At 53.0% G+C, this 25,490-nt stretch carries 21 protein-coding genes; 8 read left to right on the forward strand and 13 right to left on the reverse strand.

Features of this window, described 5'->3' with window-relative positions; genetic code table 11:
* Positions 1-23 precede the first annotated feature (23 nt).
* On the forward strand, positions 24-1,652 hold the full coding sequence (locus B5F34_RS01145; RefSeq protein WP_087334167.1) for a S41 family peptidase: 1,629 nt from the start codon (positions 24-26) through the stop codon (positions 1,650-1,652).
* A gap of 95 nt (positions 1,653-1,747) precedes the next feature.
* Here the strand turns inward: B5F34_RS01145 and B5F34_RS01150 are convergent, their stop codons facing one another.
* Positions 1,748-2,431, reverse strand: a complete 684-nt coding sequence (locus B5F34_RS01150; protein ID WP_087334290.1) for an MIP family channel protein — start codon at positions 2,429-2,431, stop codon at positions 1,748-1,750.
* A 757-nt stretch (positions 2,432-3,188) separates the two neighbouring features.
* Between B5F34_RS01150 and B5F34_RS01160 the strand changes: the two genes are divergently transcribed.
* The 6 genes from B5F34_RS01160 (at position 3,189) to B5F34_RS01185 (ending at position 8,647) form a co-directional block, all read left to right on the forward strand.
* The gene (locus tag B5F34_RS01160) at positions 3,189-4,079 is read left to right on the forward strand and encodes a DUF5683 domain-containing protein (protein WP_140392926.1); all 891 of its coding nucleotides are present in this window, start codon (positions 3,189-3,191) and stop codon (positions 4,077-4,079) included.
* Positions 4,080-4,112: 33 nt separating this feature from the next.
* Entirely contained in the window at positions 4,113-5,216 is a 1,104-nt protein-coding gene (locus tag B5F34_RS01165) for a carboxypeptidase regulatory-like domain-containing protein (protein ID WP_087334173.1), read from the forward strand.
* Positions 5,217-5,304: 88 nt separating this feature from the next.
* On the forward strand, positions 5,305-6,027 hold the full coding sequence (locus B5F34_RS01170) for a hypothetical protein (protein ID WP_140392927.1): 723 nt from the start codon (positions 5,305-5,307) through the stop codon (positions 6,025-6,027).
* Between the two features lie 68 nt (positions 6,028-6,095).
* Entirely contained in the window at positions 6,096-7,529 is a 1,434-nt protein-coding gene (locus tag B5F34_RS01175; RefSeq protein ID WP_087334177.1) for a hypothetical protein, read from the forward strand.
* A gap of 28 nt (positions 7,530-7,557) precedes the next feature.
* Positions 7,558-8,226, forward strand: a complete 669-nt coding sequence (locus tag B5F34_RS01180) for a hypothetical protein (RefSeq protein WP_087334179.1) — start codon at positions 7,558-7,560, stop codon at positions 8,224-8,226.
* Between the two features lie 109 nt (positions 8,227-8,335).
* Positions 8,336-8,647 carry a hypothetical protein gene (locus tag B5F34_RS01185; RefSeq protein ID WP_087334181.1) on the forward strand — a complete coding sequence of 104 codons (312 nt, stop codon included), beginning with the start codon at positions 8,336-8,338 and terminating at the stop codon, positions 8,645-8,647.
* Positions 8,648-8,783: 136 nt separating this feature from the next.
* On the opposite strand, the gene B5F34_RS01190 is transcribed toward B5F34_RS01185, so the two are convergent.
* The 4 genes from B5F34_RS01190 to B5F34_RS01205 form a co-directional block, all read right to left on the reverse strand.
* Positions 8,784-9,770, reverse strand: a complete 987-nt coding sequence (locus B5F34_RS01190) for a phosphatase PAP2 family protein (RefSeq protein ID WP_087334183.1) — start codon at positions 9,768-9,770, stop codon at positions 8,784-8,786.
* Positions 9,761-10,771, reverse strand: a complete 1,011-nt coding sequence (locus B5F34_RS01195; protein ID WP_087334185.1) for an NAD(P)-dependent oxidoreductase — start codon at positions 10,769-10,771, stop codon at positions 9,761-9,763. The genes B5F34_RS01190 and B5F34_RS01195 overlap by 10 nt, the downstream gene beginning before the upstream one ends.
* A 110-nt stretch (positions 10,772-10,881) precedes the next feature.
* Positions 10,882-11,832, reverse strand: a complete 951-nt coding sequence (locus tag B5F34_RS01200) for a cation diffusion facilitator family transporter (protein ID WP_087334187.1) — start codon at positions 11,830-11,832, stop codon at positions 10,882-10,884.
* Between the two features lie 995 nt (positions 11,833-12,827).
* Positions 12,828-13,949, reverse strand: a complete 1,122-nt coding sequence (locus tag B5F34_RS01205) for a PDDEXK nuclease domain-containing protein (RefSeq protein WP_087334189.1) — start codon at positions 13,947-13,949, stop codon at positions 12,828-12,830.
* Positions 13,950-14,483: 534 nt separating this feature from the next.
* Between B5F34_RS01205 and rnr the strand changes: the two genes are divergently transcribed.
* Positions 14,484-16,640, forward strand: a complete 2,157-nt coding sequence (rnr, locus tag B5F34_RS01215; protein WP_087334292.1) for a ribonuclease R — start codon at positions 14,484-14,486, stop codon at positions 16,638-16,640.
* Here the strand turns inward: rnr and B5F34_RS01220 are convergent.
* The 8 genes from B5F34_RS01220 to B5F34_RS01255 form a co-directional block, all read right to left on the reverse strand.
* Entirely contained in the window at positions 16,637-17,419 is a 783-nt protein-coding gene (locus B5F34_RS01220) for a metal ABC transporter ATP-binding protein (protein WP_087334193.1), read from the reverse strand. The genes rnr and B5F34_RS01220 overlap by 4 nt on opposite strands.
* Before the next feature lie 6 nt (positions 17,420-17,425).
* Positions 17,426-18,322 carry a zinc ABC transporter substrate-binding protein gene (locus B5F34_RS01225; protein ID WP_087334294.1) on the reverse strand — a complete coding sequence of 299 codons (897 nt, stop codon included), beginning with the start codon at positions 18,320-18,322 and terminating at the stop codon, positions 17,426-17,428.
* Positions 18,323-18,345: 23 nt separating this feature from the next.
* Positions 18,346-18,996 (reverse strand): tRNA (5-methylaminomethyl-2-thiouridine)(34)-methyltransferase MnmD, encoded by a 651-nt coding sequence (gene mnmD, locus B5F34_RS01230; RefSeq protein WP_087334195.1) that lies wholly within the window; start codon positions 18,994-18,996, stop codon positions 18,346-18,348.
* The gene (locus B5F34_RS01235; RefSeq protein ID WP_087334197.1) at positions 18,993-19,460 is read right to left on the reverse strand and encodes a YqaA family protein; all 468 of its coding nucleotides are present in this window, start codon (positions 19,458-19,460) and stop codon (positions 18,993-18,995) included. The genes mnmD and B5F34_RS01235 overlap by 4 nt, the downstream gene beginning before the upstream one ends.
* Positions 19,445-20,440 (reverse strand): hypothetical protein, encoded by a 996-nt coding sequence (locus tag B5F34_RS01240; RefSeq protein ID WP_087334199.1) that lies wholly within the window; start codon positions 20,438-20,440, stop codon positions 19,445-19,447. The genes B5F34_RS01235 and B5F34_RS01240 overlap by 16 nt, the downstream gene beginning before the upstream one ends.
* Before the next feature lie 39 nt (positions 20,441-20,479).
* Positions 20,480-21,754 carry a phosphoribosylamine--glycine ligase gene (gene purD, locus B5F34_RS01245; protein ID WP_087334201.1) on the reverse strand — a complete coding sequence of 425 codons (1,275 nt, stop codon included), beginning with the start codon at positions 21,752-21,754 and terminating at the stop codon, positions 20,480-20,482.
* A gap of 39 nt (positions 21,755-21,793) precedes the next feature.
* The gene (locus tag B5F34_RS01250) at positions 21,794-23,956 is read right to left on the reverse strand and encodes a S9 family peptidase (RefSeq protein ID WP_239448740.1); all 2,163 of its coding nucleotides are present in this window, start codon (positions 23,954-23,956) and stop codon (positions 21,794-21,796) included.
* Between the two features lie 63 nt (positions 23,957-24,019).
* Positions 24,020-25,438 carry a THUMP domain-containing protein gene (locus B5F34_RS01255; RefSeq protein ID WP_087334205.1) on the reverse strand — a complete coding sequence of 473 codons (1,419 nt, stop codon included), beginning with the start codon at positions 25,436-25,438 and terminating at the stop codon, positions 24,020-24,022.
* Between the last annotated feature and the right edge of the window lie 52 nt (positions 25,439-25,490).

Here is a 25,490-nt window from a genome sequence, read left to right on the forward strand (position 1 = left end):
AACGAATCATAAAATCAGACCTGATGAAAAAGATAATCACATCTATCCTGTGCCTTGCCGCTTTCGGATGGCAAGCCCTGGCGCAAAGTAACATGCCTCTGCGCAAACTCCAGATGGCCGAGTTCGCCATCAGCCGCCTGTATGTTGACTCCGTGGACGAGAACAAGATGGTGGAAAGTGCCATCATCGAGATGCTGGCTCAGCTGGACCCGCACTCCACGTACAACAATGCCGAAGAAGTAAAAGCCATGAACGAACCGCTGCAAGGCAACTTCGATGGCATCGGCATACAGTTTCAGATGATAGAAGATACGCTGCTGGTCATACAGCCCGTCAGCGGAGGACCGTCGGAGAAGGTGGGCATCCTGGCAGGCGACCGCATCACCGCGGTGAACGACACGGTCATTGCCGGCGTCAAGATGAGCACCGACGACATCATGAAGCGGCTGCGCGGTCCCAAAGGCACGAAAGTGAACCTTACCGTCATGCGGCGCGGCGTGGCCGACCCGCTGCTTTTCAACGTGAAGCGCGACAAGATTCCCATCTTCAGCCTCGACGCCGCCTATATGATTCAACCCCAAATCGGTTATATCCGCATCAACCGCTTTGCCGCCACCACGGGCGAGGAATTTGCCAAAGCTCTGACGAAACTACAAAGAGAGGGCATGAAAGACCTCATCCTCGACCTGCAAGGCAACGGCGGAGGCTACCTGAATGCCGCCATCGACCTGGCCAACCAGTTTCTGAGCCAGAAAGAGCTTATTGTCTACACTGAAGGACGGGCTGAACGGCGACGCAACTTCCTGGCGCAGGGCAACGGACGCCTCACCGCCGGACGCCTCGTGGTGCTGGTTGACGAGTATTCGGCTTCGGCCAGCGAAATCGTGACAGGAGCCATACAGGACTGGGACCGTGGTGTGGTTGTCGGCCGCCGCACTTTCGGAAAGGGATTGGTGCAACGCCCCATCGACCTGCCCGATGGCTCGATGATACGCCTTACCGTGGCACGCTATTACACTCCAGCAGGACGCTGCATACAGAAACCCTACGACACCTCTGCCAAGAACGGCGAAGACATGCTGGAGCAGTACCACCGCGACCTGCTGGACCGCTTCAACCACGGCGAACTGATGCACGCCGACAGCATCCACTTCCCCGACTCGCTGAAGTACCGCACCAAGCGGCTGCGGCGCACTGTCTATGGAGGAGGAGGCATCATGCCCGACTTCTTCGTGCCCATCGACACGACGCTCTACACCGACTGGCACCGCAATCTGGTGGCCAAAGGGGTCGTCATCCGCAGCACCACGGGCTACATAGAGCAGCACCGCCAGGAACTGAAGAAGAAGTACAAAGATTTCAAGACCTTCGACAGAAAATTCAAGATAGACAACGATTTTATGGACGAGGTGCTGGCGCTGGCGGAAAAAGAAAAAGTAACGTTCGACGAGAAACAGTATGAACACTCCCTGCCCTTACTGAAAACCCAACTGAAAGCTCTTATCGCCCGCGACTTGTGGGACATGAGTGAATATTTCCAGGTGATGAACACCACCGACCGCACCGTGCAGCAGGCACTGAAGGTGCTGAACGAAGGGGAGTACGAGCGAATCATGACACGCTCCGCACTTACACCTATAAGTATAGAATGAGCAATGCCCTACGGCGTGTTTAGTGATGAGCGGTCTTTGGCAGGCACTACACCCCGCCGGGCCTCATCACTAAACACCCCTTTCAGGCAGAAAGGCTATTTCTTTTCATTGCCTATGGCATTCCACACCAACGCGCTGACTGCCGCTCCCACAAACGGAGCCACAATGAAGAGCCAAAGCTGAGACAAGGCTACTCCGCCCTCGAACAAAGCCGGACCGATGCTGCGCGCCGGATTGACCGATGTGCCGGTGATGGGAATGCAGACAATATGCACAATGACCAGTGTCAGACCAATGGCCAGCCCGGCCAGATTACCGGCACCTTTCTTGCTGTCTGTCGTGCCCAGCACCACCAGGACAAAGATAAACGTAAACACCGCTTCGGCAATGAAGGCCTGCAACATCATGCCGTCGGCATACGAATTGCTGCCCGTAGCCGTCGGTCCGTTGTGCGTCCCGGCAGATACCAGCAACCAAAGCAAAGCCGAACCAATAACGGCGCCTATCACCTGAAACAGCATATACATACCGGCATCCTTGCCCGTCATGCGGCCGGACAGCCACACCCCCAACGTGATGGCCGGATTGATGTGGCATCCGGAGATGCCTCCGACGGTATAAGCCATAGCTACCACAGCCAGGCCGAAGGCCAAAGCCACGCCCAGCGTTCCTACACCTGCGCTCACTGCGCCTGCTGCGTTGCCTGCAAAGATGGCACTGCCGCAACCCACCAATACAAGGACCATAGTCCCCACCATTTCAGCTAAATACTTTTTCATAAGCCTGATGATTTTAAAGTTTGTACGCTTCAAATATACAAAATTATCAGGCAAATTGTTCAATCTGCTTGCATTTTATATGCAAGAAACCCAACCGGCTCCCTTTTAACCACACCGGCTCTTCCGGACAGGGTCGCAGGGAAAAGAAGGCAGTCTTTCCTCTCTGACTGACGGCGGCGGCTCCCAAGGGATAAGCAGCCGGCTCCCAAGGTACAGGCAGGCGGCTGCTAAGGTATAAGAAAGAAACGTCAAAAGCCCCCTTCTCTGTCTCACCCCTCCCCATACGCCACAGACACAGAAACAGACGGTCCAGCAACTTCACATTTCAGAAAAACGGTGAAGGCAGGAGGCGTGACATGAAAACAATTTTTTACATTTTTTCTTTGCATCTTAAATAAAAGTATTTAACTTTGCGCAGACATCCAGCTGGCCGGTGGGTATAGCGAGAGGTCATGTTTCTTACAAACAAAGAAGGCGTTTACCAGACGCTATCTTCTGACTTCAAATCTCGCAAGTTTGAATCTCCAAGAAGATAGGGCAACGGAAGCGTCCATGGAGATGTATAGTTCAAACACTATGCTTAGGTATGGTGTAGTGCATATTCATCTCGGCGTGGGCTAGCTGCGTTGCTTATCCTCGTAGATGGGCAATGCGAGAGCCTGAAGTCGGGATAAGCAGAAGTACAGACTCCCATGCCTTTTTTATTTTCTCACAAGTAAAGCCGAATCGGGGGAGACTATAGGTACACATTTCAGACATGAAAAAACGAATGGTTTCCCTGATGCTGTTTCTCTGCCTTTTCGCAGGAGGAATGTTCTGTCCATCATCCGCATCTGCACAGAAGACTGTGCGCCAGTCGGAAAAAATGCGTCCTGCCTGGCTCTCGGACAAGACTCCCCGCCCGACCAACGCCACCTTTCACTACCGCACTGTAGAAGCGCAAGGAAATACCCTCGACGAGGCACGGCGCCAATGCCTGGTGGTTCTCTCCGAAGATGTGGAACGCACCTGGAAAGTGAGCGGCGGAGGCACACAGGATATTCGCGAAGTACAGACCAACGGAGAAATAGACTCCCGTTCCGTATTCACCTACCACTACAATGTGGCAGGAGAGGAAGTCAGCATCACCACCACCTGCTACGACGAATACTGGGAGTGTGTCCGATACCCTGACGGTGCATTGCGTTACCACTGTTACATGCTTTTTGGGGTGGCAGACACGGCACAACCCGAATTCGACCGCCTGCGGTTCACCCGCAAATACGGCGCCCGCGGTCTGTGGCGCTCGCTCATCATCCCCGGCTGGGGACAAATGTATAAGGGCAGCACTGCCAAGGGATTGGGCATACTGGGCGGCGAAGCCGTGCTGGCTGCGGGTATCATCGTGTCCGAAAACCTGCGTAGCTCATACATCAAGAAGATGATTGAACAGCCTCAGCACCAGCAGACCTACAACAACCGCGCCGACAACTGGTGCAACATACGCAACGTGTGCATCGGAGCCGCCGCCGCACTCTATGTCTACAACTTAGTAGATGCCTTGGTGGCCAACGGGCGCAAACGGGCCGTCACCCAGAAACGCGTCTACCTCAGCCTGCAACCCGTGGCCGGCGACTGCAACGGTATCGGGCTGGCTGTCAACTTCTAAACAAACAATAATCATCATTAACCATCCATCAAAATGAACTTATTCAGGAAATGGCTCCCGGCAGCCCAATTGTGCTGTCTGGTGCTGGTACTGGCCCTGACGGGCTGTGCCAAAGACGTGGTGGACACCACCGGAAGCATTTATGGCATTGTGAACGATGCCGACAACGGCGAACCTGTATCGGGCGCGCACATTTCGCTCAATCCCGGCGGGCTGACCGCCAACACGGGAAGCGACGGACGTTTTGAATTCGGCAGCGTGGAGCCGGGACAATACACCGTACAGGTATCCAAAAGCGGCTATAAGACCAACTCAAAACGCATCAATGTGGTGGCAGGCCAGCAAGCTTCGGGCGACATGGTGCTGGAACGGGGCGAGGCACGCATCCGACTGAACACACAAAGCCTGACCTTCGCACCCGAAGAATCGTCGAAGACTTTTGAGGTGATGAACGTTGGCTCATCGGGTGATGTGTCGTGGAGCATACAGAAGACAGATGCCTGGATTAGTGTGAACCCGGCCAGCGGCACCACAGGACAAGGCAAGAACAGTGCCGTGGTGGTGACCGTAGACCGTACGCAAATCACGGAAGATGTCAGCACCAACCTGCTGGTAGAGGGCGACGGTGAGTCGATGAGCCTGGCTGTCAGTGTGCAAGCCGGCGAACCGCAGGAACCGGACGGCGACGGCGATGAGGAGAATCCAGACGAGGGAGGAGACGAAGAGGAACCCGCCGGCACATGTGACAAGATAATCTCGTGCGACCCGGACATTGAACTTGAGTTCCTGTCCTGCACCCAATTTGCCGGCACCGTCGAACTGCAATTTACGCTGACCAACCAAGGCGAAGACTGGCAGGTATGGTTCAACCGCGCCGACTGCAACGCCATCGATGACAAAGGCAATACCTACCGAGGCAGCTACACGGAAATCTACGTAGGCGATTCCGATTCGTTCGTCACCACCGGCAATGCCGTCACCCTGCTGCAGGGCGTCAGCTACAAGTGCCGCGTGGTCATCCCCGATGTGAAAGACGAAGCCGAATACCTGCAGCGCTGGGATTGGGTCATCTCCAGTTCGCAACCCTGGAAGGCGGCTACGGATCGCATGACGTTCCAAGGCATCCGCTGGGAATAGCTTAAAAACAAACAGACAAACTGGTGAGGGGATGCCGGCATTCCCCCTGGCATTCCCTCACCGCCAACCCACTAATACCACACTTACAATGAAAGAAAAAAATATATCCGTTCTGCAGGGCGTATGCGCCACCGTCGTTTTCGTAGCCTATTTTCTGCCTTGGGCACAAGTCTCGATTCTGGGTTCTGATTCCTCCATATCGTTTGCCGCAGCGGCTTATCAACTGGCCTCACTGGCTGATAAAATGCCTTTAGCATCTCTGATACCTTTAGGAATTGTCACTTTGGGCGGCATCAACGTTCTTTGGCAGTGGCTGTTGAAAACCAACGTAGGAGCCTTCTATATGAACAGTATTCCGTTGTTTATCTGCGTCCTTGAATTGGTCATACTCGGCTCTACGACCAAAGATGTCGAACGGTTCCTTGATTTGGTCAAACATCTTGGCATCGGTTTCCATTTGGCTTTCATCGCCAGCCTGGTGTCCTGCATCGCTGCATGGACCGTCATAGGTTATCGCTTCCTTGCCCACTACAAAGAATATGTCATTGCTGCCAGCCTGCTGACCGGAGCCTGTCTTTTCCTCCGGATGGGCACCGAACCGGCAACTGCAGGTTCCATAGAAGGATTCATGCCTACGGCCGAGACAGAGAAAATGCGATCGTGGCTCTATCTCATCTCCAGCTTGCTGCTCTTCATCCACCTTCCTTTTGTGATTTACGGCTGGATTGTCTTTGCCGTTACCTCTGGGAAACAACAGCGATTGCTGGAACAGAACTCAGCTCCCGAAAAGACAAATACTAAAACGGTATGAGTGAAGGATGAAGAGGAGGCAAAACGGTATATGGAAGAGAATAATATTCACTGAAAAATAGAAGTACAATGAAAAAGCAGATTCTTTTGATGGCTGTGGCCTTTGCATTGACGCTCTTTACCTCATGCAACCATGAGGGAGGAAGCAGCAATGGTCTGGCTACCCCGCCTGTTCACAACTACCTGGACCCAACAACGGAAAAGGGCTGGGAAGCATTCTGTATTCCCGATTTCCTGAACTATCCCGATGATTGGACCAAATTAGGTTTAAAAGGGAAAGTAAAAGAAGTGACTTACGACAACGGTCCGTTGGTGCGTTGGCTTTTTGACCGCGACGGCAGATTGACCGAATGGACCGACATTCATCGCCCCAACCCTTATTCTCAGAATTACAACCGCGATTTCTGGAGGTTCCACTATAACGATAGCGGTTATGTGGAGCGCAGCGATTATGGACAAGATTTCGTGGAAGGACGCCGCAGCAAGTGGACACATCGCATATCTGCCTTTGACAAGTATGAATTCGGCCAGGATGGCAAACCCTTGCGCCGCGCCTTTAGCCAAGAAGAATCCTATCCTAACGAACAGGAATATGGCTACAACAAAACCGGACAATGCACATCCATATCCACCATTCGCGGCAAGGCATCTGTGACGCTTGGCTTGGATGACAACGGCACCATCACTCATATCGAGTGCGGCAATACCGCTCTTCCCCATGAAATGACCGGCAGACGGAACATCCGTCCTTTCTACGACCGGCAGGGACGAATCTCCAAGCTGGAATATATGTCCGTGCCCACCGAAGAAACCCGCGGGATAATCGACTCCATTTTCAGCACCAGCCGCTATGAATACAACGAGCAGGGAGACATCGCCCGCTGGTCGTACGATGAGACCGTCTATCCGTATGAAGTAACTAACCAGGCAGTCGTTGACTTTGAATATGAATATGACGGTCAGGGCAACTGGACAAAGAAGCACATGACAACCACTCCTGATGCAGGCACCAGCTTCATCGGCCACTATTGGACGTTTCGTTACGTCCCCCAGACACTGCCGGAAGGTTCGGACTCTGTTGAATATTGGCGACTGACCATCACGCGCAACATCTCCTATTATCCGGAAGAGACGCATCAGGAAAGCGCACGTGCCTCCCAGACAAAGCCTGCGCCTGTCCCTTCCAAACTGAAAGGCTCTGTGGCTTTCGATGCACAAAACCCAAGCTATTGGAAGGTGGAGAAAGTGGTATGCACCGGACATAAGAACGGGGGATATGCCTTTACCATCAGCGGCACTTTCCTGAAAGACTGCCAGCAGAGTATGTCCAATTGCAGTGTCACTATCGGCGTGAAAGAGGAAGGGAAAATAAAACTGACCAGCGTGGGGTCTTATTTCTTCCCGAACGGCAAGGCAGGCGAAAAATTCTCGTTTGAGATAGTCGGTGCATTCGACGGCATGTGCAATGTTGACAACTTTCAGTTCTTAGCCATTCTTTTTTAATGATAAACCACTATAAAATACCAAACGTATGAACAAGCTCAAACAACCTATATTTCTTATTTTACTCTGCCTGCTGGCTGCAGCCTGCGAAGATTCCCGCCCGGAAATCAGCGACCGGAGAGGAATGAACCTATATGGCAAGGTTAAGAGTGTGACGGACAGCATGTACACCACTACCTTTTCTCCCGAAGGCTCCATACTGAGACAAGAAGCTGTCTTAGTCGATGCGGAGACCGATTATATTTATCTTACGCCCGAACTCTACATTACCTCTGATTCGCGTTGGAGCAACTATGCCAGACATTATCAGGTAATCCGCTCCAAAGACACCTTAAGAGTAATTGCAAAGCATAACGGGTACGAAGAAATGGATAGGGAATATGTCTTCGATGCACAAGGACGGGTCGTCCGCTATCTCCATTTTGATGGTATGATGCCTATCGTGGAAGAATACAAGTATGACGGCGAAGACAAACATCCTTCTGAAATGAAATACACAGCCAGCTATGAAGATGGCCAGGATATTTTCACCTGCCGATTTTCCTACTTGGAAATTGACAAAGAAGGAAACTGGCTCCAACGTGAAGTCAACCGCACTTGGGAAATTGTAATGTATAATCACGTGGATAATACAGAGGAAACCTCCACCCAAACCGATCCACCTTTCATTGAAACCCGCAGCATCACCTATTATTAAGATACATGTCACAAACAAGCGCCAATGCCTGCCATTGCCGTCCTGCGCTTGCCTATCTATTCATAACAATGCCCTATGAGGACGGAGAGGGTACTAAAATTCTTACACCATGGAAGAAAACCAAATTCAGAGTTCAACCGAACAACAGACCGGAGGTACTCACCAAACAGTTATCGTGAACCAGGAAACCCGCAAGAGCAACGGATTGGGTACAGCAGGTTTCATCCTTGCCTTAGCTGCGCTTATTCTAAGTTGGGCGCCTGTCCTTAATTTCATCATCTGGTTCCTGGGACTTCTTTTCTCGTTCATCGGGGTGTTCAAACAGCCACGAGGACTGGCCATTGCCGGACTGGTAGTGTCGCTCATCGGCATCATTATCATCGTGGCAGTGGTAGGCGCAGCCTTGACTTTCCTGAGCTGAGAGCAAACCTTATGACAGCCATTTAGCGACAATCTCGTTAAAACTGCCCACTTTATTTTCGCGCGGATTATGCCGGAACCAGCCTGCATAGTCCGCGCGTTGTTTCATGAATGCCTGTTAGGTTTATGCCAATGGCCTACTCCACCACCGGATACCCCGTCCACACCCCCGGCCGCGCAAACCACTTCTTAAACATCCAAGTCACCGCCCAATAAAGCACAAAAGCAGAGAAGAACCCGGCGATGGCATCGATGACGTAGTGTGCCTGGATATAGACCGTAGCACCGCACAGCAGCAGGTAGAACGGCATCAGGCAGGCAAAGAGCCAGCGGCTGCCGCGCCACGCCATAATCATCAGGATGGTGGAGATGCCTACGTGCGAACTGGGGAAGGCGGCCGTGGGACGTTCACCCACTTGCTGCGAACTCTCTACCAGGCTGTAGAAGAAGCCGTGCTCGTAGCCGGGACCGGGCAACAACTCCTGGTGATGGTTGAAATAATCGCCTATGGCCGGAAAGATACCCTGTGATACGTTGTCGGCACCGATAGCGGGAAAATAGAACTGGGGACCTGCCACGGGCACGAAGATATAGATGAGGTAGTAGATGAAGAACGAGGTGATGATGACAAAGGATATCTTCTCCAGCAGGTCGTAACGGCAGATGAAATACCACAACACGATGATGAGCATCATGGGGTAATAGAAGAAATAGCCCAAGTTGATCGGTTCGCTTACCCACATCTGCGGCAGGCAATGACTGAACCAGATGGCTGGCTGTCCACCGAACAACGCCTGCTCGGCCGCGGCAAACACATGGTCGAGGTTGGGGAAAAGGCGGTTGAACTCAAACGTGTCCGGATACCAGTAGGAAAGCAGAGACATCTGTATGACCACCCGCACGAAGGCCGAGAACTTACAGGGAGCCAGCCGGTAGAGATACATCAGTACGAAAGTGACAAGGGCAATGAGCGCACGGTCCCACAGCATCTGGTCGGGATGGTCCATCCGGTCGTAAAGGAAGACTATCAGCACAGATGTCAGCAGGTTATATATCAGAGATATTTTCTCTATCGCAAAAAGTCCCTTGTAGGTCTCTACACGCTTGAAGATGTCTAAAGCCATTTATTTTCCTTATACCACGCAATGGTCAGGCGCACACCTTGGTCCAAGTCGTAAGCAGGGGCATAACCCAGTTCACGGACAGCGGGGGTGATGTCGCATCGCCAGTTGCGTTGTTTCATTATGTTATACTTGTCGCGGTTGAGCGTGCTGGTCTTTCCCCGGCGCTTCGCTCCCCATTCGGCGCACAAAGATACGAATTTTAACGCAAACAAAGGAAACTTCAGGCGAAGAACCCACAGATTTCCCAGTTCGCGGATAATAAGGTCGGAGAAAGTGCGGCTGCTGTACACCTGTCCGTCAGACAGGAAATAGGCACGGCGCTCCACTCCCTTGTCGATGGCCAGGAAGACGGCCTGCACCACGTCGGCCACGTAGACGAAGGTCAGGTCCTGGCGGCAGAAGCCGGCAGCCACGTCCATGTGGCGGGCAATGCTCTGCGCCATCACGTAGTAGTCGCGCTCGCGGGGGCCGTAGACACCGGTCGGGCGGAAGATGACGTAGGGGAACGCTTCCAGACTTTCCAGATACTGTTCGGCTTTCAGCTTGCTGCGTCCGTAGGCGGTATTGGGCAGGCGGGTATCGGCATCGGTGATGGGGCGATAGTCGCGTTCATGCACAGGCCCGAACACACTGAGCGTGCTGATGAAGATAAACTGCCGGGGTGTCATGCCGCACTCCACCAGCATGTCCACCAGGTTGCACGTCTGCACGTGGTTCACCCGGTCGAAGTCTGCCTGGTCGATGCACTTGGTGGCACCGGCGCAATGCACCACGTAGTCGAAGCATCCCTCCGTGCGGCGGTGCTCCATCAGTTGTTTTTCCAGCACATCGCGGTGGCCCATGTCCAGTTCGATAAAACGGATGCGCGGGTCCGTCAGATAAACCCGGCTGCTTGTGCGGCGCACGCCTGCCCATGTGTCAAAGCCTCGGCGAAGGGCTTCCTCCACGAGGAAACTGCCGATAAAGCCGCTCGCGCCGGTGATAAGAATACTTTTCTTCATTTGTCTAAGTAACGGTTGAATATCATTTATTCAAGCGAGGAAGTTCCCTGATGCAGCATGACAACCGCGTTTCCATGCCGATACCCTCAGCTCTCTGTTTGCATGCTATTTTATCTGGTGCCGCTCTCTCCGGTAAGGGGATTGCTTTTAATCGGTTCCACATGAATGCTGATATATGTCCCCTTGCCAAACTCCTCACGCAGCCGGTCCTCGATGGCTGTGGCGCGCCGGTGAGCTTCCTCCAGAGACAACTGCCCGTCCATGCGCACATGCAAATCGATGGAATAGCTGTTGCCTATGCGGCGAGTGCGCAGATGATGGGGCGAAGTGACGCCGGGGTATGAGAGGACAATCCCGTTGATTTTGTTCTCCACCTCGGCAGGCAATGATTTCTCCAGCAACTCGTTCAGCGAAGGCACCAGCAGTTTGACCGATACCTTCACGATAAAGAAGCTGACGACAACGGCGGCAATGGGGTCGAGCACCCGCCAGCTGTCGCCCAACAGAATGGCACCGCCGATGCCCAACGCAGTGCCTATAGACGAAAACGCATCGCTGCGGTGATGCCAGGCATTGGCCACCACGGCCTGCGACTGCACTTTGCGTCCTACATAGACGGTGTATTGGTAGAGTATCTCCTTCGATACGATAGAGATGACGGCTGCTGCCAGTGCCAGCATGCCCGGTTCGGGCAGCGTGCCCCCTCCGATGACGTGCCAGATGGATTGTGCCCCGTTCCAGAAGATGCCTACTCCCACCACAAAAAGACAGAGGCCGATGAGGGCGGTAGCCAGGGTTTCGTATTTGCCGTGACCATAGTCGTGCCCCTCATCTTCCGGCTTGGAAGAAATGCGCACGAACACCAGCACGATGATGTCCGTCACAAAGTCCGACAGCGAATGCACGGCATCGGCAATCATCGCCGCACTGTGGCCCACGATGCCTGCAAAGAATTTGAAGAGCAGCAACACAAAGTTGACCACGCTGCCCGACAGCGTCACCCGGTAGATTTCCCGCTCGCGCCGGGTGTTTTCCTCAGTTTGCACTTTCTCTGTATCCATACGTCCTTTTTCTCCTTTACTTCATAAAGACGGTGCAAAGATAGCATATTCTGCCTTGCATGGTACGGTTTCAGGGCGTTTTTGACAATAACGCCGCCTCTGCACCCACCGGCATCTGCACGAAACAGCTTTTTGGGCAGTGTAAACCTAAGGGTTGGCAGTGTAAACCTAAGAATTAGCGGCATAAACATCCACTTTAGAAAGTCAACCTTCACTTTCAGTTTTTCAGGCATCTGCCTGTATGCATTTTCTATGCATCGCCCTGTTTCCAGCCACCTGTCCGAGGTTTCACCCCTCCTTGAATATTTTTCCTCCAAACAGTCTTCACGCCTTCACCGTCATTCAAACACCTGAAACACAAGGAATTGATGTGAAGGATACATCCTTCACGCATCTTTCACAACCTTGTCCATACAAAGCAGCGTATTTCCAAGCGCTTAGCCATCCGCTTCCAAGCGTTTAGCCATCTGCTTTCAAAGTATAAGAAGAAAACCGGCAAAAACTTGTCCGGTCTGTGGTATCTGCGATTTCCACCGGAGGTACGAAAACGGCATGGAACCGGCATCTTTCACCATATTTCGCTTATACATAAGGTTTTGTGCTCGTTATAAGGCATGAAGGAAATGGATCTTACATAGACGGTAAGGTCTTTCTCCTGCAAAATGCACCGGAAATGCACCTTGTTTTTCATTTATAAAAAATCGGATTTTGAGAATTATCAATCTACTGTATATCACGCAGATATTGTGAAACATGAGCTAAAACCGTTTATAAAAAAACGTATTTCACCCGCTTTTTTCGATGCAGGTAATAAATTGTAAGCAGGGAAGCAAAACTCCCGGTTCACCGCTTCGGCAAGACAACATAAATAGGGTTGCCGGGTGTGCGAAGTAAGAAAGAGTCAGACGTGCGAGATTCAACCTCTTCGAAGATGTCAGTGCATGCAGGGCAGGATGTGGAAATGCACACTTCTAACCCGCGCAAAGTATATCATCTTAGTTCTGTTTATCAGATTCCAATTCTTTCTCAATTTCCTCAATCGTAGGCAAACTGCCACGGAAATCTTTCGGCAAGGCTTGCCCTAATTCGTAGTCGGATATGCCGATTGGTTTCTGAATGTCACGCAAAGCATATTCAGCCTTGATACGGTCTTTGCTCTTACAAAGTAGCAATCCGATGGTTCGGTTATCTCCCTCCCGACAAAGAATATCGTCCACTGCGGAACAGTAAAAGTTCAGTTTACCGATATATTCCGGCATGAACTCCGTATCTTTCAACTCAATTACCAGATAACGATGCAGAAACGCATTGTACATCAGTATGTCAATATAGTAATCATCACCCGAAACCTCGATATGATACTGCCGCCCCATAAAGGCAAAGCCGGCACCCATTTCTACAAGGAATTTCTCTACATGCTTCACCAAACCGATTTCCACATCACGCTCATTGTATTGGTCGGTAAAGGTCAGCATATCGAATATATACGGGTCTTTGAGCATCGATTTCACATCGTTCGCTTCGGGAGCAGGCAGGGTCGCGGTGAAATTGTTTGCCAACGCTCCATGCTTGCCATAATCATCAAGTTTGATGGCTTCTTGCAGATAGCGTGTCGTCCAATGATTGGAAATGCTCTGCACCATATACCAGTAACGAGCACGAATGTCTTTGACCTGTTTTATCAATACAAGATTGTGCGTCCAATCCAGATGTTTGATGGGGAGGGTGAAGTTATATTCATCCAATTGCGAAATCACTGATTTCGCAATTGAAGAAGCAGTTCTCTTTATCATCGTAAGTTCCTGATTATACTCATTGAAAAACTGCACCATATATTGCATGTTACGTACAGTAAAGCCTTTTATTTCAGAATAATCGTTCTTCAAATCCTCTGCCAGCCGTTGCAAGGTTTTCTTGCCCCATCCGTCTGCATCTTGACTTTGCTGCAACATGCCTCCAATATCCCAATACATTCTGAGCATTTCTTCGTTGGCTGCATAAATCGCCCGTTGTTGGGCAACCAATACCCGCTGCTTGATTTTACGAAGCAGCACCGCATAACCACGGAAGTTATCTACCAAGTTATCAATTGCTTGTTTATCTGTATCTTTAGTCATAATCTCTTTGATATTTCCACAAAGTTAGGCTTTTTAGTCGATTATACATCAAATTCTTACTGTTTATTTGTTATTCAAGTTTCGCAAGTAGCCCATGCCGGATGTGTGAAAGCAGGGTGAAGGAGGTATCTTTCACAGCAATCCTTTGTACAGTAGGTGTTTGTGGGGCGGTGAAGGTGTGAAGGAAGTCTGTCTTACTTGGACGGTAAGGTCTCTTTCCTGCAAAATGCACCGGAAATGCACCTTGTTTTTCATTTATAAAAAATCGGATTTTGAAAATTATCAATCTGCTGTATATCATGCAGATATTGTGAAACATGAACTAAAACCGTTTATAAAAAACCGCATTTCACCCGTTTTTTTCGATGCAGGTAATAAATTGTAAGCAGGGAAGCAAAACTCCCGGCTCACCGCTTCAGCAAGACGGCAGAAGCAGCAGTCGGAATTCATCACTGCCGGGCGTATTTTTTACCCTTTCGGTGAACTACGAAACGCAATTATTTGTTAGCTTTGCAAAGAATAATGCAACAACACATGGGCAAGAAAAAAGAAAAACGAGAAAAGAAAGCAGGTAAGCGCATGAACAAAAAGCAGCTCACCGACCTGCTGATGGACTTCTTCCAGGCAAAAGGTAACGAAAACGTGACCCTGAAGAAGATATTCGAACAGCTACATCTCACCACTCACCCGCTGAAGATGCTCTGCATGGACATACTCGCCGACCTGAAAGAGGAAGACTACATCAACGAAACTGAGCGACACGTATATCACCTGCACCAGCGCGGCGTGGAAATGACAGGACGGTTTGTCCGCAAAAGCAACGGCAAGAACTCGTTTATCCCCGACGACGGAGGCGACCCTATCTTCATCGCCGAACGCAACTCGGCCCATGCCATGAACAACGACCGCGTGCGCATCGCCTACTTTGCACGGCGCCGGGGCAGGGCCGCCGAAGGCGAAGTGCTGGAAATCCTGGAACGAGCCAACGACACCTTTGTGGGCACGCTGGAAGTAACCAAGGGGTATGCTTTCCTGCTGACGGAAAACCGCACGCTCGCCAACGACATATTCATTCCCAAAGACAAGCTGAAAGGCGGGAAAACGGGCGACAAGGCTGTGGTGAAAATCATCGAATGGCCCGACAAGGCGAAGAACCCCATCGGACAGGTCATGGACATATTGGGACGGGCGGGCGAAAACAATACGGAGATGCATGCCATCCTGGCAGAGTTCGGCCTGCCCTATAGTTATCCCAAGAACGTGGAGGCTGCCGCCGACAAGATACCCGACGAAATTCCTGCTGAAGAGATTGCCCGCCGCGAAGACTTCCGCGCCGTCACTACCTTCACCATCGACCCCAAAGATGCTAAAGACTTTGACGATGCGCTGTCTATCCGCAGTCTGGGCAACGGGCTGTGGGAAGTGGGCGTGCATATTGCCGACGTGACCTACTACGTAAAAGAAGGTACCGTCATCGACAAGGAAGCCGAACGGCGCGCTACATCGGTCTATCTGGTAGACCGCACCATCCCCATGCTGCCCGAACGTCTCTGCAACTTGCTCTGCTCCCTCCGTCCCGACGAAGAGAAACTGGCTTACAGTGTCATCTTCACCCTCAACGATAAAGCCGAGGTGCGGGCTTCGCGCATCGTGCATACCATCATCAAAAGCGACCGCCGGTTCACCTACGAAGAGGCACAGCAGGTCATCGAAACGGGCGAGGGCGACTATAAGTTTGAGTTGCTGGAACTGGACCGCCTGGCCAAACAACTGCGCGAAAAACGGTTTGCCAACGGGGCACTGGAATTTGAGCGCATCGAAGTGAAATTTGAGATTGATGAGAAAGGCAAACCTTTGCGCGTCTATTTCAAGGAGTCGAAAGATGCCAACAAGCTGGTGGAGGAGTTCATGCTGCTTGCCAACCGGACTGTGGCAGAAACCATCGGCAAGGTGCCCAAGGGAAAAAAAGCCAAGATATTCCCCTATCGTATCCACGAATTGCCCGACCCTTCGAAACTGGACAACCTGGCGCAATTCATCGGGCGCTTCGGCTATAAACTGCGCACGGCAGGAAGCCAGACTGACCTCTCTAAGTCTATCAACCGCCTGCTGAAGGATGTAAAGGGCAAAAAGGAAGAAAACCTCATAGAGACTGTATCCATCCGCGCCATGCAGAAGGCACGCTACTCAGTACACAACATCGGACACTACGGGCTGGGGTTCGACTACTACACGCACTTCACTTCGCCCATCCGACGCTACCCGGACATGATGGTGCACCGACTGCTCACCAAGTACCTGGACGAACACGGACGCACGGTAAGCGAAAAGAAATATGAAGCCTTGTGCGAACACAGCAGCGACATGGAGCAACTGGCAGCCAACGCCGAACGGGCCAGCGTGAAATACAAACAGGTGGAATTCATGCAGGAGCACGTAGGGCAGACGTACGACGGTGTCATATCGGGCGTCACCGAGTGGGGGCTGTATGTGGAACTGAACGAGAACAAGTGCGAAGGCATGATTCCTATCCGCGACCTCGACGACGATTATTATGAATACGACGAGAAAAACTATTGCCTGCGCGGACGACGCAAAAAGCATGTCTACAGCTTGGGAGACGCCCTCACCGTGCAGGTGGCACGCGCTAACTTAGAGAAAAAACAGTTAGACTTTGCCTTAGTGGATTAAGACGGATGACGGTGCTGCCCCAGCACGCGGTGAGGCAGCATGCCGTGTCCCAACAGGTCGATAGGGCACTGGAAGTTACGTTCCAGCCATTCGGTGGTAATGCCCGTATCGGGGTGATAGTCCAGTGTTTCGTTGACGCAGGCGATGGATTTGACCTGTTGCAGCACCGTACCGATGTCGTGACTGACAAGAATGATGGCGCATTCGCGGTTCAAATCTGCCAGCAATTCATACAGGCGCGCCTCAAAATGGCGGTCTAAGTAGGTAGCCGGCTCATCCAGAATCACGACTTCCGGGTCGGACACTACGGCACGGCCCAAGAGGGCACGCTGCAGTTGTCCGCCACTCAAGGCACCGATGGGACGGTTGCCCAGCCCCTCCAGCCCCATACGTTCCATCACCCGGCGGGCTTTCTCACGGTCGGCGGCGGTGTAACGCGACGTAAGGTGTTTACTGCCCGACAAGCCGGAAAGGATGACTTCTTCTACGGTAATGGGAAACTTGCGGTCGATGCCGGTGTACTGGGGCAGGTATCCCATTCGGAATTTCCCGGTCTTCTCTCCTTCGGGACGGCAAGAGTGGCATATTATCTCACCAGACACTGGTTTCAACAATCCCAGGATGCATTTGATGAGCGTAGTCTTGCCGCCTCCATTGGGACCGATAATGCCCAGGAAGTCGCGGTCGTAGACCGTAAGGTTCACGTCGCGCAGCACGGTTTTGCCATCGTAGGCAGCCTGCAGTTTTTTTATCTCTATCAAAGGTTTCTTCTCTTCCATGACATTTTATTCTTCTTTTCCGGCAAGCGACCGGGCCACGTGCAGCATTTCCTGCTGCCAGTTATAGGACAAGGGATTAATATCTATAATCTGTGCGCCGGTCTGCCGGGCAAGAAGCTCGGCGTTGCGACGGTCGAACTCCGGCTGTACGAAAATAACGCGCACTCCGGCCTCGCGGCATTCGTCGACCAACAGCTTCAGATAAGCAGGCGACGGCTCCTTCCCCCCTGCCTCAATGGGAATCTGGCGCAGGCCGTAATCACGCGCGAAATAGGAAAGGGCAGGATGGTAAATCATGAAGGCACGGTCGGCACCGGGACGCTGCAGCAGCGCACGGCACAGGCTGTCGGTGTGCTGGATAGCGGCTTGCAGGCTGTCGCAACGATGGCGGTAAACGGAATCGCCCGATGCGTCGAGGGCAATGAGTGCCTGCGTAATCTGGTTGGTGATGCACAGGGCATTGCGTGCCGAGTTCCAGATGTGCGGTTCCACACCGGCGGCAGGTCCGTGTCCTTCGTGTTCATGGGCATGGCTCTCATCACGGATAAGGTCTATGCCCTGCGACAGGTCGAAGAATCGCAGATGAGGAGCGTTGGCAGACAAGCGTTCCATCCATGTCTGCTCAAAACCGATGTAGCCGATACGCAGATAGCCGACACTTTCCGACAAGTCCATCAGCTGCCGGGGCGTAGGGTCGTATGTTTCGGGACTGGCACCGCGGGGCACCATACTTACCACGCGGAAACGGTCGCCAGCCAGTGCCTCGGTAAAGTATCGCAGAGGTTCAATGGTAACGGTAATAAGCGGACGTTGGTCATCGGCAGCTTCCTGTGCCGGTTTGGTACGTGACGAACAGGCTGCCAGCAACAGACACAGACAGAAAATAGAAAGTATTGATTTCATCATAAGACCCTTAGTCGTTAAAATTAAAAAGGTTTCTGTGCCCTGAGCACTTCCCGCTTGCCGCCGGGCGGGCCAGGAAGTCTCTCGGTAACAAAGCCCACCTGCTGCATCAGGCGGCGTATGGCTCCTTTGGCACAATAGGTGGTCAGGATACCTCCCGGCGCAAGAGCATGGAACAAGAGGGCAAAACGGTCTTCTCCCCACATCTCAGGCTGTTTCTCGGGCGCAAAGGCATCCATATAGACCACGTCGAAAGCACCGGCCGGCAATGACAGGCAGGTGAAATCGACCCGGCGTTTCAACAGGGTGAATACAGGCCCCAACGCAAGCGGTTCTTCCCACGGTGCATCGTGCAGCAGACGCAGGCGGGTGGCATCGCCATAGTCCAGCAGGGCGACGTCGGCAGCCGACAGGGGATGCAGTTCCAGCGTGGTGTAATGTATGCAACGACCGCTACGTTCTGCCTCCTCCCAGGTAAGCAGGGCGTTCAGCCCCGTGCCGAATCCCACTTCAAGCACCCGGGGTGCAGGGGCAGTGCAGGCATGCAAACCCATATCGACAAAAACATGCTGCGACTCGGTACGCGCACCTTTCACCGAATGGTAGTGCTCGTCCAGCGCAGAGACAAAAAGTGTGGGACTGCCATCGGCAGTCATCTGGACAATCGTATTCATGGATATAAAGACAAAATGGCCCACAGCATCACTACATAACGGGCCAACTTGCCCGCAAACATTGATGCCGTAGTCAACCAGAAATTACTACGCATAAAGCCCAATGCCACGGCAATGGCTTCACCCACAAAAGGCAGGAAGGCAAAAAAAGCCATCAATGCTCCGCGCCCCTGCAGGAAATGCTGCATGCGCTCCACTTTCTCGCGCTTCACTCCCAGATATTTTTCTATCCAATCCATGCGCCCCAACTGCCCTAACCAATAACAGGTAAGTCCGCCTGCCGTGTTGCCCAGCGTGGCCGACAGGACGCAAAGCCACGGTTCCAACCCCATAGCCACCAGTGCTCCCATCACCAGCTCGGAACTGAATGGAATAATGCTGCCTGCCAGCAAGGCAGAAATGAACAGACCGACATATCCCCAATCTGTCAGCACTTGCACCAGCGTATCTACGAAAGCATCCATAGGTTATAGACAAAAAGAGCCAATACGCCCAACAGGGCCAGGATGAAAAAGACATTCGCCACACGCCCGCGACTCAACACGAACAGATGACCCGCCAGAATGCTGACGCACACCAGCAACACGGGAACCAACTGCTCACCAGTCACTGGCTGGAGAAGCACATAGACAAAGAGGCAAAAGCCCATCAGAATGAAGAAACGCAGGTAACAGCGCGTACGAATCTTATCTTCATAACCCTTGGCAAGAAAACGCCCTGCAGACACCGCATAAAGCACAAACAGATAGCCCAACAGGAACAAACGCCGCCTATCCAGCCCTTCCAGCAAAGGTTGAAAACAAGCTAAATCCTGAAAGGGAGCCGTAAACAACTCCATCTGCCCATACCAGTAAGCATGAGCCAACAGGAACCAATAAGGCAACACACAGCCTACCAGCAAGGCAAAGAAGCCACGAAAAGTAAGCGACTGAAAGGTGTAAACCCCGACTACATACAGAGGTAACAGATATAGGAACTGCGGCACCGCTAAGCTACCCAGCGACAGGCAAACAGCCGACAGGAACAAATCGCCTGTCGCCGGGGGATTGCGATAACAGCGGAACAGGAAAAACAATGAGACAACAAACAGCAGTGAAGCCACATCGCCTGCACGCGGCACATAAAGGCCCAGGCCAAACACCGTCATCAGCAACAAATAGACCGATGTCTGAAACGAAGCACGTGTGCGAATGAAAGCATAGGCATTGTTCAGCACAATCAGCAGCCACCCCACTGCCACGTGCAGCAGAAAGCTGCCCCAGTAAAAGGCCGCATCAGGCGACAGACATACATACTGCCTCCACAACGTACCGCCACCGCCCGACAAACCGGGTTCGGACAACAAAGCCTGCCCCACTACACGGCATACCACGACAATGAGTAAAGTCGCGGGCAAGGTATAACGGCCCGCGACCACATTTGCCTGGAATCGTTTCTTAGCCATTCCGGTTCCTACCTCCTTGATTAACGCACGACCGGCCGGTTACAAATCAAAACCGATATCACGACGGAAATACTTCTTGTCGAACTGTATCAGCCCGGCAGCCCGATAACTCTGTGCCAACGCATCTTCCTTCGTAGCGCCATAAGAGCAAACGGCTATCACACGGCCTCCGTTAGTCACGGTCTGGCCTTCTTTCTGTGCTGTCCCGGCATGAAACAGGATGCTGCCCGTAGCCATGGCTTCGTCCAGTCCATTCATCTGCTTTCCTTTTTCGTAGGCTTCGGGATAACCTCCGCTTACCAGCATCACGCAAACGGCAGTCCGCGGATCTTCTTCCGGCACATGGCGGTCCAAGTCTCCGTCACGTACACCCTCCAGCAGTTCCACCAGGTCGCTCTTGAGACGCAACATAACACTTTCCGTCTCCGGGTCGCCCATGCGCACATTGTATTCAATGACGTAAGGATCCCCGCCGACATTCATCAGTCCCAGGAAGATAAAGCCTTTGTAGAGTATGCCCTCCTGGCGCAATCCGCGCACGGTAGGCTCGATGATGCGCGTACGCACCTTCTGCATGAAAGCGTCGTCGGCAAAAGGCACAGGTGTCACACTGCCCATACCGCCAGTGTTCAGCCCCTGGTCGCCTTCGCCAATACGCTTGTAGTCCTTGGCCACAGGCAATACCTGGTAGTGCAGACCGTCGGTCAGCACAAAGACACTACATTCAATGCCGCTCAAATATTCCTCAATCAGCACCGTATCGCTGGCCGCACCGAACATGCCACCCAGCATCTCCTGCAATTCGCGACGAGCCTCATCCAGCGTAGGCAGTATAAGCACACCCTTGCCGGCACACAATCCATCTGCCTTCAGCACGTAGGGAGGCTGCAAAGTTTCCAGAAAAGCCAATCCTTCCTCAAGGTTCTCGCGGGTAATGCTCCGGTGGCGGGCTGTCGGTATGTCGTGGCGCAGCATGAACGCCTTGGCAAAATCCTTACTTCCCTCCAAGGCGGCACCGGCTTTCGACGGTCCGATCACAGCGATGCGCTTTGTGCGCGGGTCGTTGGCAAAATCATCGTAGATACCTTTCACCAGCGGGTCTTCGGGTCCTACCACCACCATTTCCACGCCATGCGTCAGGGCAAAATCCTTCAAAGCCGTAAAGTCCGTGGCTTTGATGTCTACATTCTCGCCCACCAGTGCTGTGCCCGCATTGCCGGGCGCGATATACAGTTTGTTCACCTTGGGGCTTTGGGCTATTTTCCACGCCAGTGCGTGTTCGCGGCCGCCCGAGCCAAGTAATAATATGTTCATATCGCAGATATATATTTTGTCAGTCTTTCGTTTGAATACTTACTTCAGATAATCGTCGAAATAGCGTGTAATTTTCTCGTGCAGGTGCACACGGTCCCGTCCCATTACATTATGCTTATGACCGGGATAAATGAAGAGGTCGGGATAAGTGCGGGCATCCACGCAAGCCTTGATGAAGGAAAGGGTGTGTTGCGGCACGCAAGTATCATCGTGGTCGTCGTGAATCATCAGCAGGTGTCCCTTCAGATTGCCAGCCAGTTTCTTGAGGTCACTGCCTTCGTAACCTTCGGGATTAGCCTGGGGGGTATCCATATAGCGTTCGCCATACATCACCTCGTAATACTTCCAGTCGATGACCGGTCCGCCGGCCACGCCCACCTTGTAGAGGTCGGGATAACGCAGCATGAGGCTCGTAGTCATGTGTCCGCCAAAGCTCCATCCGTGTACGCCGATGCGGTTGCCGTCCACATAAGGCAATGTTTTCAGCCACTCGGCGGCCTTGGCCTGGTCCTTGCTTTCTTCTACGCCCAAGTGGCGGAAGGTACAGTTCTCGAAAGCCAGTCCGCGGTTGGAACTGCCCCGGTTGTCAATGGTGAACATAATATATCCACGGTTGGCCATATAGAGGTCCCAGCCTCGGGCTGCATACATCCAGTTGGCAGCGAGCATCTGCGCGTGCGGTCCTCCGTACACATAGACGATGACCGGATATTTCCTGGCAGGGTCGAAGTCGGCAGGCTTCAGCATACGCCAGTAGAGGGTCGTAGTGTCATCGGCCGCCTTCATCGTGCCAGTCTCCACCAAAGGCATTACCAAGCCCTCAAACGGGTCGGCTGCCGTAAGCAGGCGTGCCGTTGCCTTGCCGGTAGAAGTAGCCACCAAGTCGATGTTGCGCGGTACCTCCGGCGTAGAATAACGGTCGATGAGATAAGTGCCCGATGCCGAAAGCCGGCCGGAGTGTACTCCCTGGCCATTATCCAGCGCAGTGACCTTGCCTCCCTTCGCGCGTATCTTATATATATTGGTCTGCATGGGCGATTCCTTGGTAGCCGCAAAGAAGATTTCCTTCTTCTGCCGGTTAAAGCCCAAGAGCGACTGCACCAGCCAGGGACCTTGGGTCAGCTGCGTATGCACGTAATGAGCCGTGTACTGGCTGCCGAAGTCCGTCGTATAGGTTTCAGGATACTTCCCCTTCGTCAGGTCGAACAGATAGAGGTGGTTGAAACCGTCGCGCTGGCTTTGCAGGATAAACTTTGTATCATCCCAGGGCAAGAAGACAATGGGGCATTGCGGCTCCACATACTTAGGATGCTCTTCTTCGTAAAGCACCTCGGCCAGCTTACCCGTCTGCGCATCATACCGGCAGAGTTTGGCATGGTTCTGGTCGCGGTTCAGTTCGATAAGATAAAGGCTCTGCTCATCCGGGCTCCAACTGATGTTGGTAAAGTAGCGGTCGGTAGGGTCACCCGTCTCCAGGTAAAGCGTCTTCCGGGTAGAAGGATTATAGATGCCCACCTGTACCTGGTGGCTGGTCATGCCAGCCATGGGATAACGGATAGGGTTCGGCTCACCCACACGGGCAGTAATGTCTACCAGCGGATATTCCGTCACCATGCTTTCGTCCATGCGGTAAAAGGCCAGGAGCGTGCCTTCAGGGCTCCAGAAGGTTCCCTTGCTGATGCCGAACTCATTGCGATGCACGCTCTGTCCGCACACCACACCGGCCGGTTCTTCGGTCACAGCCTGTCCGTCCACGTAAAGGTTATTTCCGATAGTATAAGCCACGTGCCCGCTCTCCGTGTTATAATCCACGTTGGCGGCTCCCTCGGGTGTCTCGCGGGTAGCAATCACCTGTCCTGCCACCCAGTCATAAGTTATATACTTGCCGTGCAGCGGTATCAACACCTCAGTCTTTCCCTCCCACGGAAAAGACAGCGAATACAAGTGCGACAGCTTACCCCATCCCCCGGCTTCGAGCGCACGGTTCAGATTCTCACGGGTAAAGAGCAGCGTCTCCTCACCGTTTTTAGGATTGACTGTCACCAGCGAATCAATGCCCGGCTTCACGGCTGTATCTCCCCACCATTGCAACCCGTAGAGGTCGTCGGTAAAACGATAGGTCTCGCCGCCGGGAATCAAGTCTTCCAGCGTAGGCATCCGCAGGCCGGTGGTTTCCTGCGGCGCGGTATTGTCTTGTGCCATAAGCAAGGCGGGCGCCAGCATAAAGGCGCACGCAATTTTAATGAATTTGTTCATATCAGCAGATTATAAATTATCACGGTTCTCTTTCTTAGCCTGCATCTCCCTGCGTTTGCGCTCCGGATAGGATTCGCCCGAGCGCGGACGCCGTTCTGTCCCCCGGTCGGGACGGTGTGCCGGCTTCTCTTCGCGACGGGCACCCCGGTTGGCATGTTCTGTGCGCCGGCGCTCACCTCCCGCCTGGCGATAGGGTCTGTCTTCACCGGCACGTGCGGGGCGGCGCGGGGCGGCGGGACGCCGGTCGTCGGTCTGCGGTTTGTCAAGGGTCTCACCTCCTTCGCGGAACTCCTTGTACTTACCATCAAAAATCTCGTATTTACGGAACTCACACTCCAGTCCCCCATTCAACAGCGGCACACGCTGACTGGCTTTCAAGCCTATCTGATCGAAGCACTCGTCGCGGTACGACAGCACCCAGGCGGTGTTGCCCGCAAACGCATGTTTCAGGCGCTCGCCTATCATGCGGTACAAGCCCAGCAAATCGTCGCTGGAGATGCGCTCGCCATAGGGCGGGTTGGTGATGATGAGCGACTTCTCCCGAGGCTGCTCGAACTGTTGGAAAGGCTGGAGCTTGAGCACGATGTCGCGGCTCATACCGGCAGCCTTCACGTTGCGTTGGGCAATGGCCTGCGCCTTGGGAGAATTGTCATAGCCGTATATTTTATGTTCAAAAGGACGCTCGCGGCTATCATCGTTGTAGACCGTCTCCAGGAGGTCGGCATCGAAATCGGGCCAGTTCTCGAAGGCATACCCTTGCCGGAACACTCCGGGAGCCACGTTGCGTGCAATGAGGGCAGCTTCGATGGGAATAGTGCCCGAGCCGCACATCGGGTCGATAAGGTCGCACTCGCCGTGCCAGCCCGTCATCAGAATCATGCCAGCCGCAAGCACCTCGTTGAGGGGAGCTTCGACGGCTTCCTGCCGGTAGCCGCGACGGTGCAGAGACTCGCCGCTGCTGTCCAATGAGAGGGTACAGTCGGTCTGGGCTATGTGGATATTGAGCAGCACGTCGGGATTGGTGATGCTGACGTTAGGCCGTTTGCCGGTCTTTTCACGGAAATAGTCGGCAATGGCATCTTTCACCCGATAGGATACGAACTTGGAGTGCCGGAACTCTTCGCTGAACACGGTGGCATCGACGGCAAAGGTCTTGGACGGATCGAGGTAATCTTCCCACGCGATGTTCTTCACTGCCTCGTAAACTGCAGCGGCATCTGCAGCGGTGAAACGGCTGATGGGTTTCAGCACGCGCAAGGCAGTGCGCAGGCTGAAGTTGGCACGGTAGAGCATTTCCTTGTCGCCCGTAAACGACACCATGCGTCGGCCCAACTGAATGTTGTCGGCGCCCAGAGCGGTAAGCTCGGCGGCCAGTACTTCCTCCAAGCCCTGGAAGGTCTTGGCAATCATCTCAAAGGTTTGTTCCATATATCTTTTTTTAGCTACAAGCTGCGAACTGCGGCTACAAGTTGAGCCACGA

This window comes from Mediterranea sp. An20 (genome assembly GCF_002160055.1).
Classification (GTDB): domain Bacteria; phylum Bacteroidota; class Bacteroidia; order Bacteroidales; family Bacteroidaceae; genus Bacteroides; species Bacteroides avicola.

Excerpts from the sequence above, each read along its gene's own strand:
- purD (WP_087334201.1), bottom strand. The coding sequence starts at position 21,754 with ATGAACATATTATTACTTGGCTCGGGCGGCCGCGAACACGCACTGGCG.
- B5F34_RS01195 (WP_087334185.1), bottom strand. The coding sequence starts at position 10,771 with ATGAAGAAAAGTATTCTTATCACCGGCGCGAGCGGCTTTATCGGCAGT.
- B5F34_RS01180 (WP_087334179.1), top strand. The coding sequence starts at position 7,558 with ATGAACAAGCTCAAACAACCTATATTTCTTATTTTACTCTGCCTGCTG.
- B5F34_RS01160 (WP_140392926.1), top strand. The coding sequence starts at position 3,189 with ATGAAAAAACGAATGGTTTCCCTGATGCTGTTTCTCTGCCTTTTCGCA.
- B5F34_RS01205 (WP_087334189.1), bottom strand. The coding sequence starts at position 13,949 with ATGACTAAAGATACAGATAAACAAGCAATTGATAACTTGGTAGATAAC.
- B5F34_RS01145 (WP_087334167.1), top strand. The coding sequence starts at position 24 with ATGAAAAAGATAATCACATCTATCCTGTGCCTTGCCGCTTTCGGATGG.
- B5F34_RS01190 (WP_087334183.1), bottom strand. The coding sequence starts at position 9,770 with ATGGCTTTAGACATCTTCAAGCGTGTAGAGACCTACAAGGGACTTTTT.
- B5F34_RS01225 (WP_087334294.1), bottom strand. The coding sequence starts at position 18,322 with ATGAAATCAATACTTTCTATTTTCTGTCTGTGTCTGTTGCTGGCAGCC.
- B5F34_RS01150 (WP_087334290.1), bottom strand. The coding sequence starts at position 2,431 with ATGAAAAAGTATTTAGCTGAAATGGTGGGGACTATGGTCCTTGTATTG.
- B5F34_RS01235 (WP_087334197.1), bottom strand. The coding sequence starts at position 19,460 with ATGGATGCTTTCGTAGATACGCTGGTGCAAGTGCTGACAGATTGGGGA.
- B5F34_RS01250 (WP_239448740.1), bottom strand. The coding sequence starts at position 23,956 with ATGGCACAAGACAATACCGCGCCGCAGGAAACCACCGGCCTGCGGATG.
- B5F34_RS01170 (WP_140392927.1), top strand. The coding sequence starts at position 5,305 with ATGAAAGAAAAAAATATATCCGTTCTGCAGGGCGTATGCGCCACCGTC.
- mnmD (WP_087334195.1), bottom strand. The coding sequence starts at position 18,996 with ATGAATACGATTGTCCAGATGACTGCCGATGGCAGTCCCACACTTTTT.
- B5F34_RS01165 (WP_087334173.1), top strand. The coding sequence starts at position 4,113 with ATGAACTTATTCAGGAAATGGCTCCCGGCAGCCCAATTGTGCTGTCTG.
- rnr (WP_087334292.1), top strand. The coding sequence starts at position 14,484 with ATGGGCAAGAAAAAAGAAAAACGAGAAAAGAAAGCAGGTAAGCGCATG.
- B5F34_RS01255 (WP_087334205.1), bottom strand. The coding sequence starts at position 25,438 with ATGGAACAAACCTTTGAGATGATTGCCAAGACCTTCCAGGGCTTGGAG.
- B5F34_RS01200 (WP_087334187.1), bottom strand. The coding sequence starts at position 11,832 with ATGGATACAGAGAAAGTGCAAACTGAGGAAAACACCCGGCGCGAGCGG.
- B5F34_RS01175 (WP_087334177.1), top strand. The coding sequence starts at position 6,096 with ATGAAAAAGCAGATTCTTTTGATGGCTGTGGCCTTTGCATTGACGCTC.
- B5F34_RS01240 (WP_087334199.1), bottom strand. The coding sequence starts at position 20,440 with ATGGCTAAGAAACGATTCCAGGCAAATGTGGTCGCGGGCCGTTATACC.
- B5F34_RS01220 (WP_087334193.1), bottom strand. The coding sequence starts at position 17,419 with ATGGAAGAGAAGAAACCTTTGATAGAGATAAAAAAACTGCAGGCTGCC.
- B5F34_RS01185 (WP_087334181.1), top strand. The coding sequence starts at position 8,336 with ATGGAAGAAAACCAAATTCAGAGTTCAACCGAACAACAGACCGGAGGT.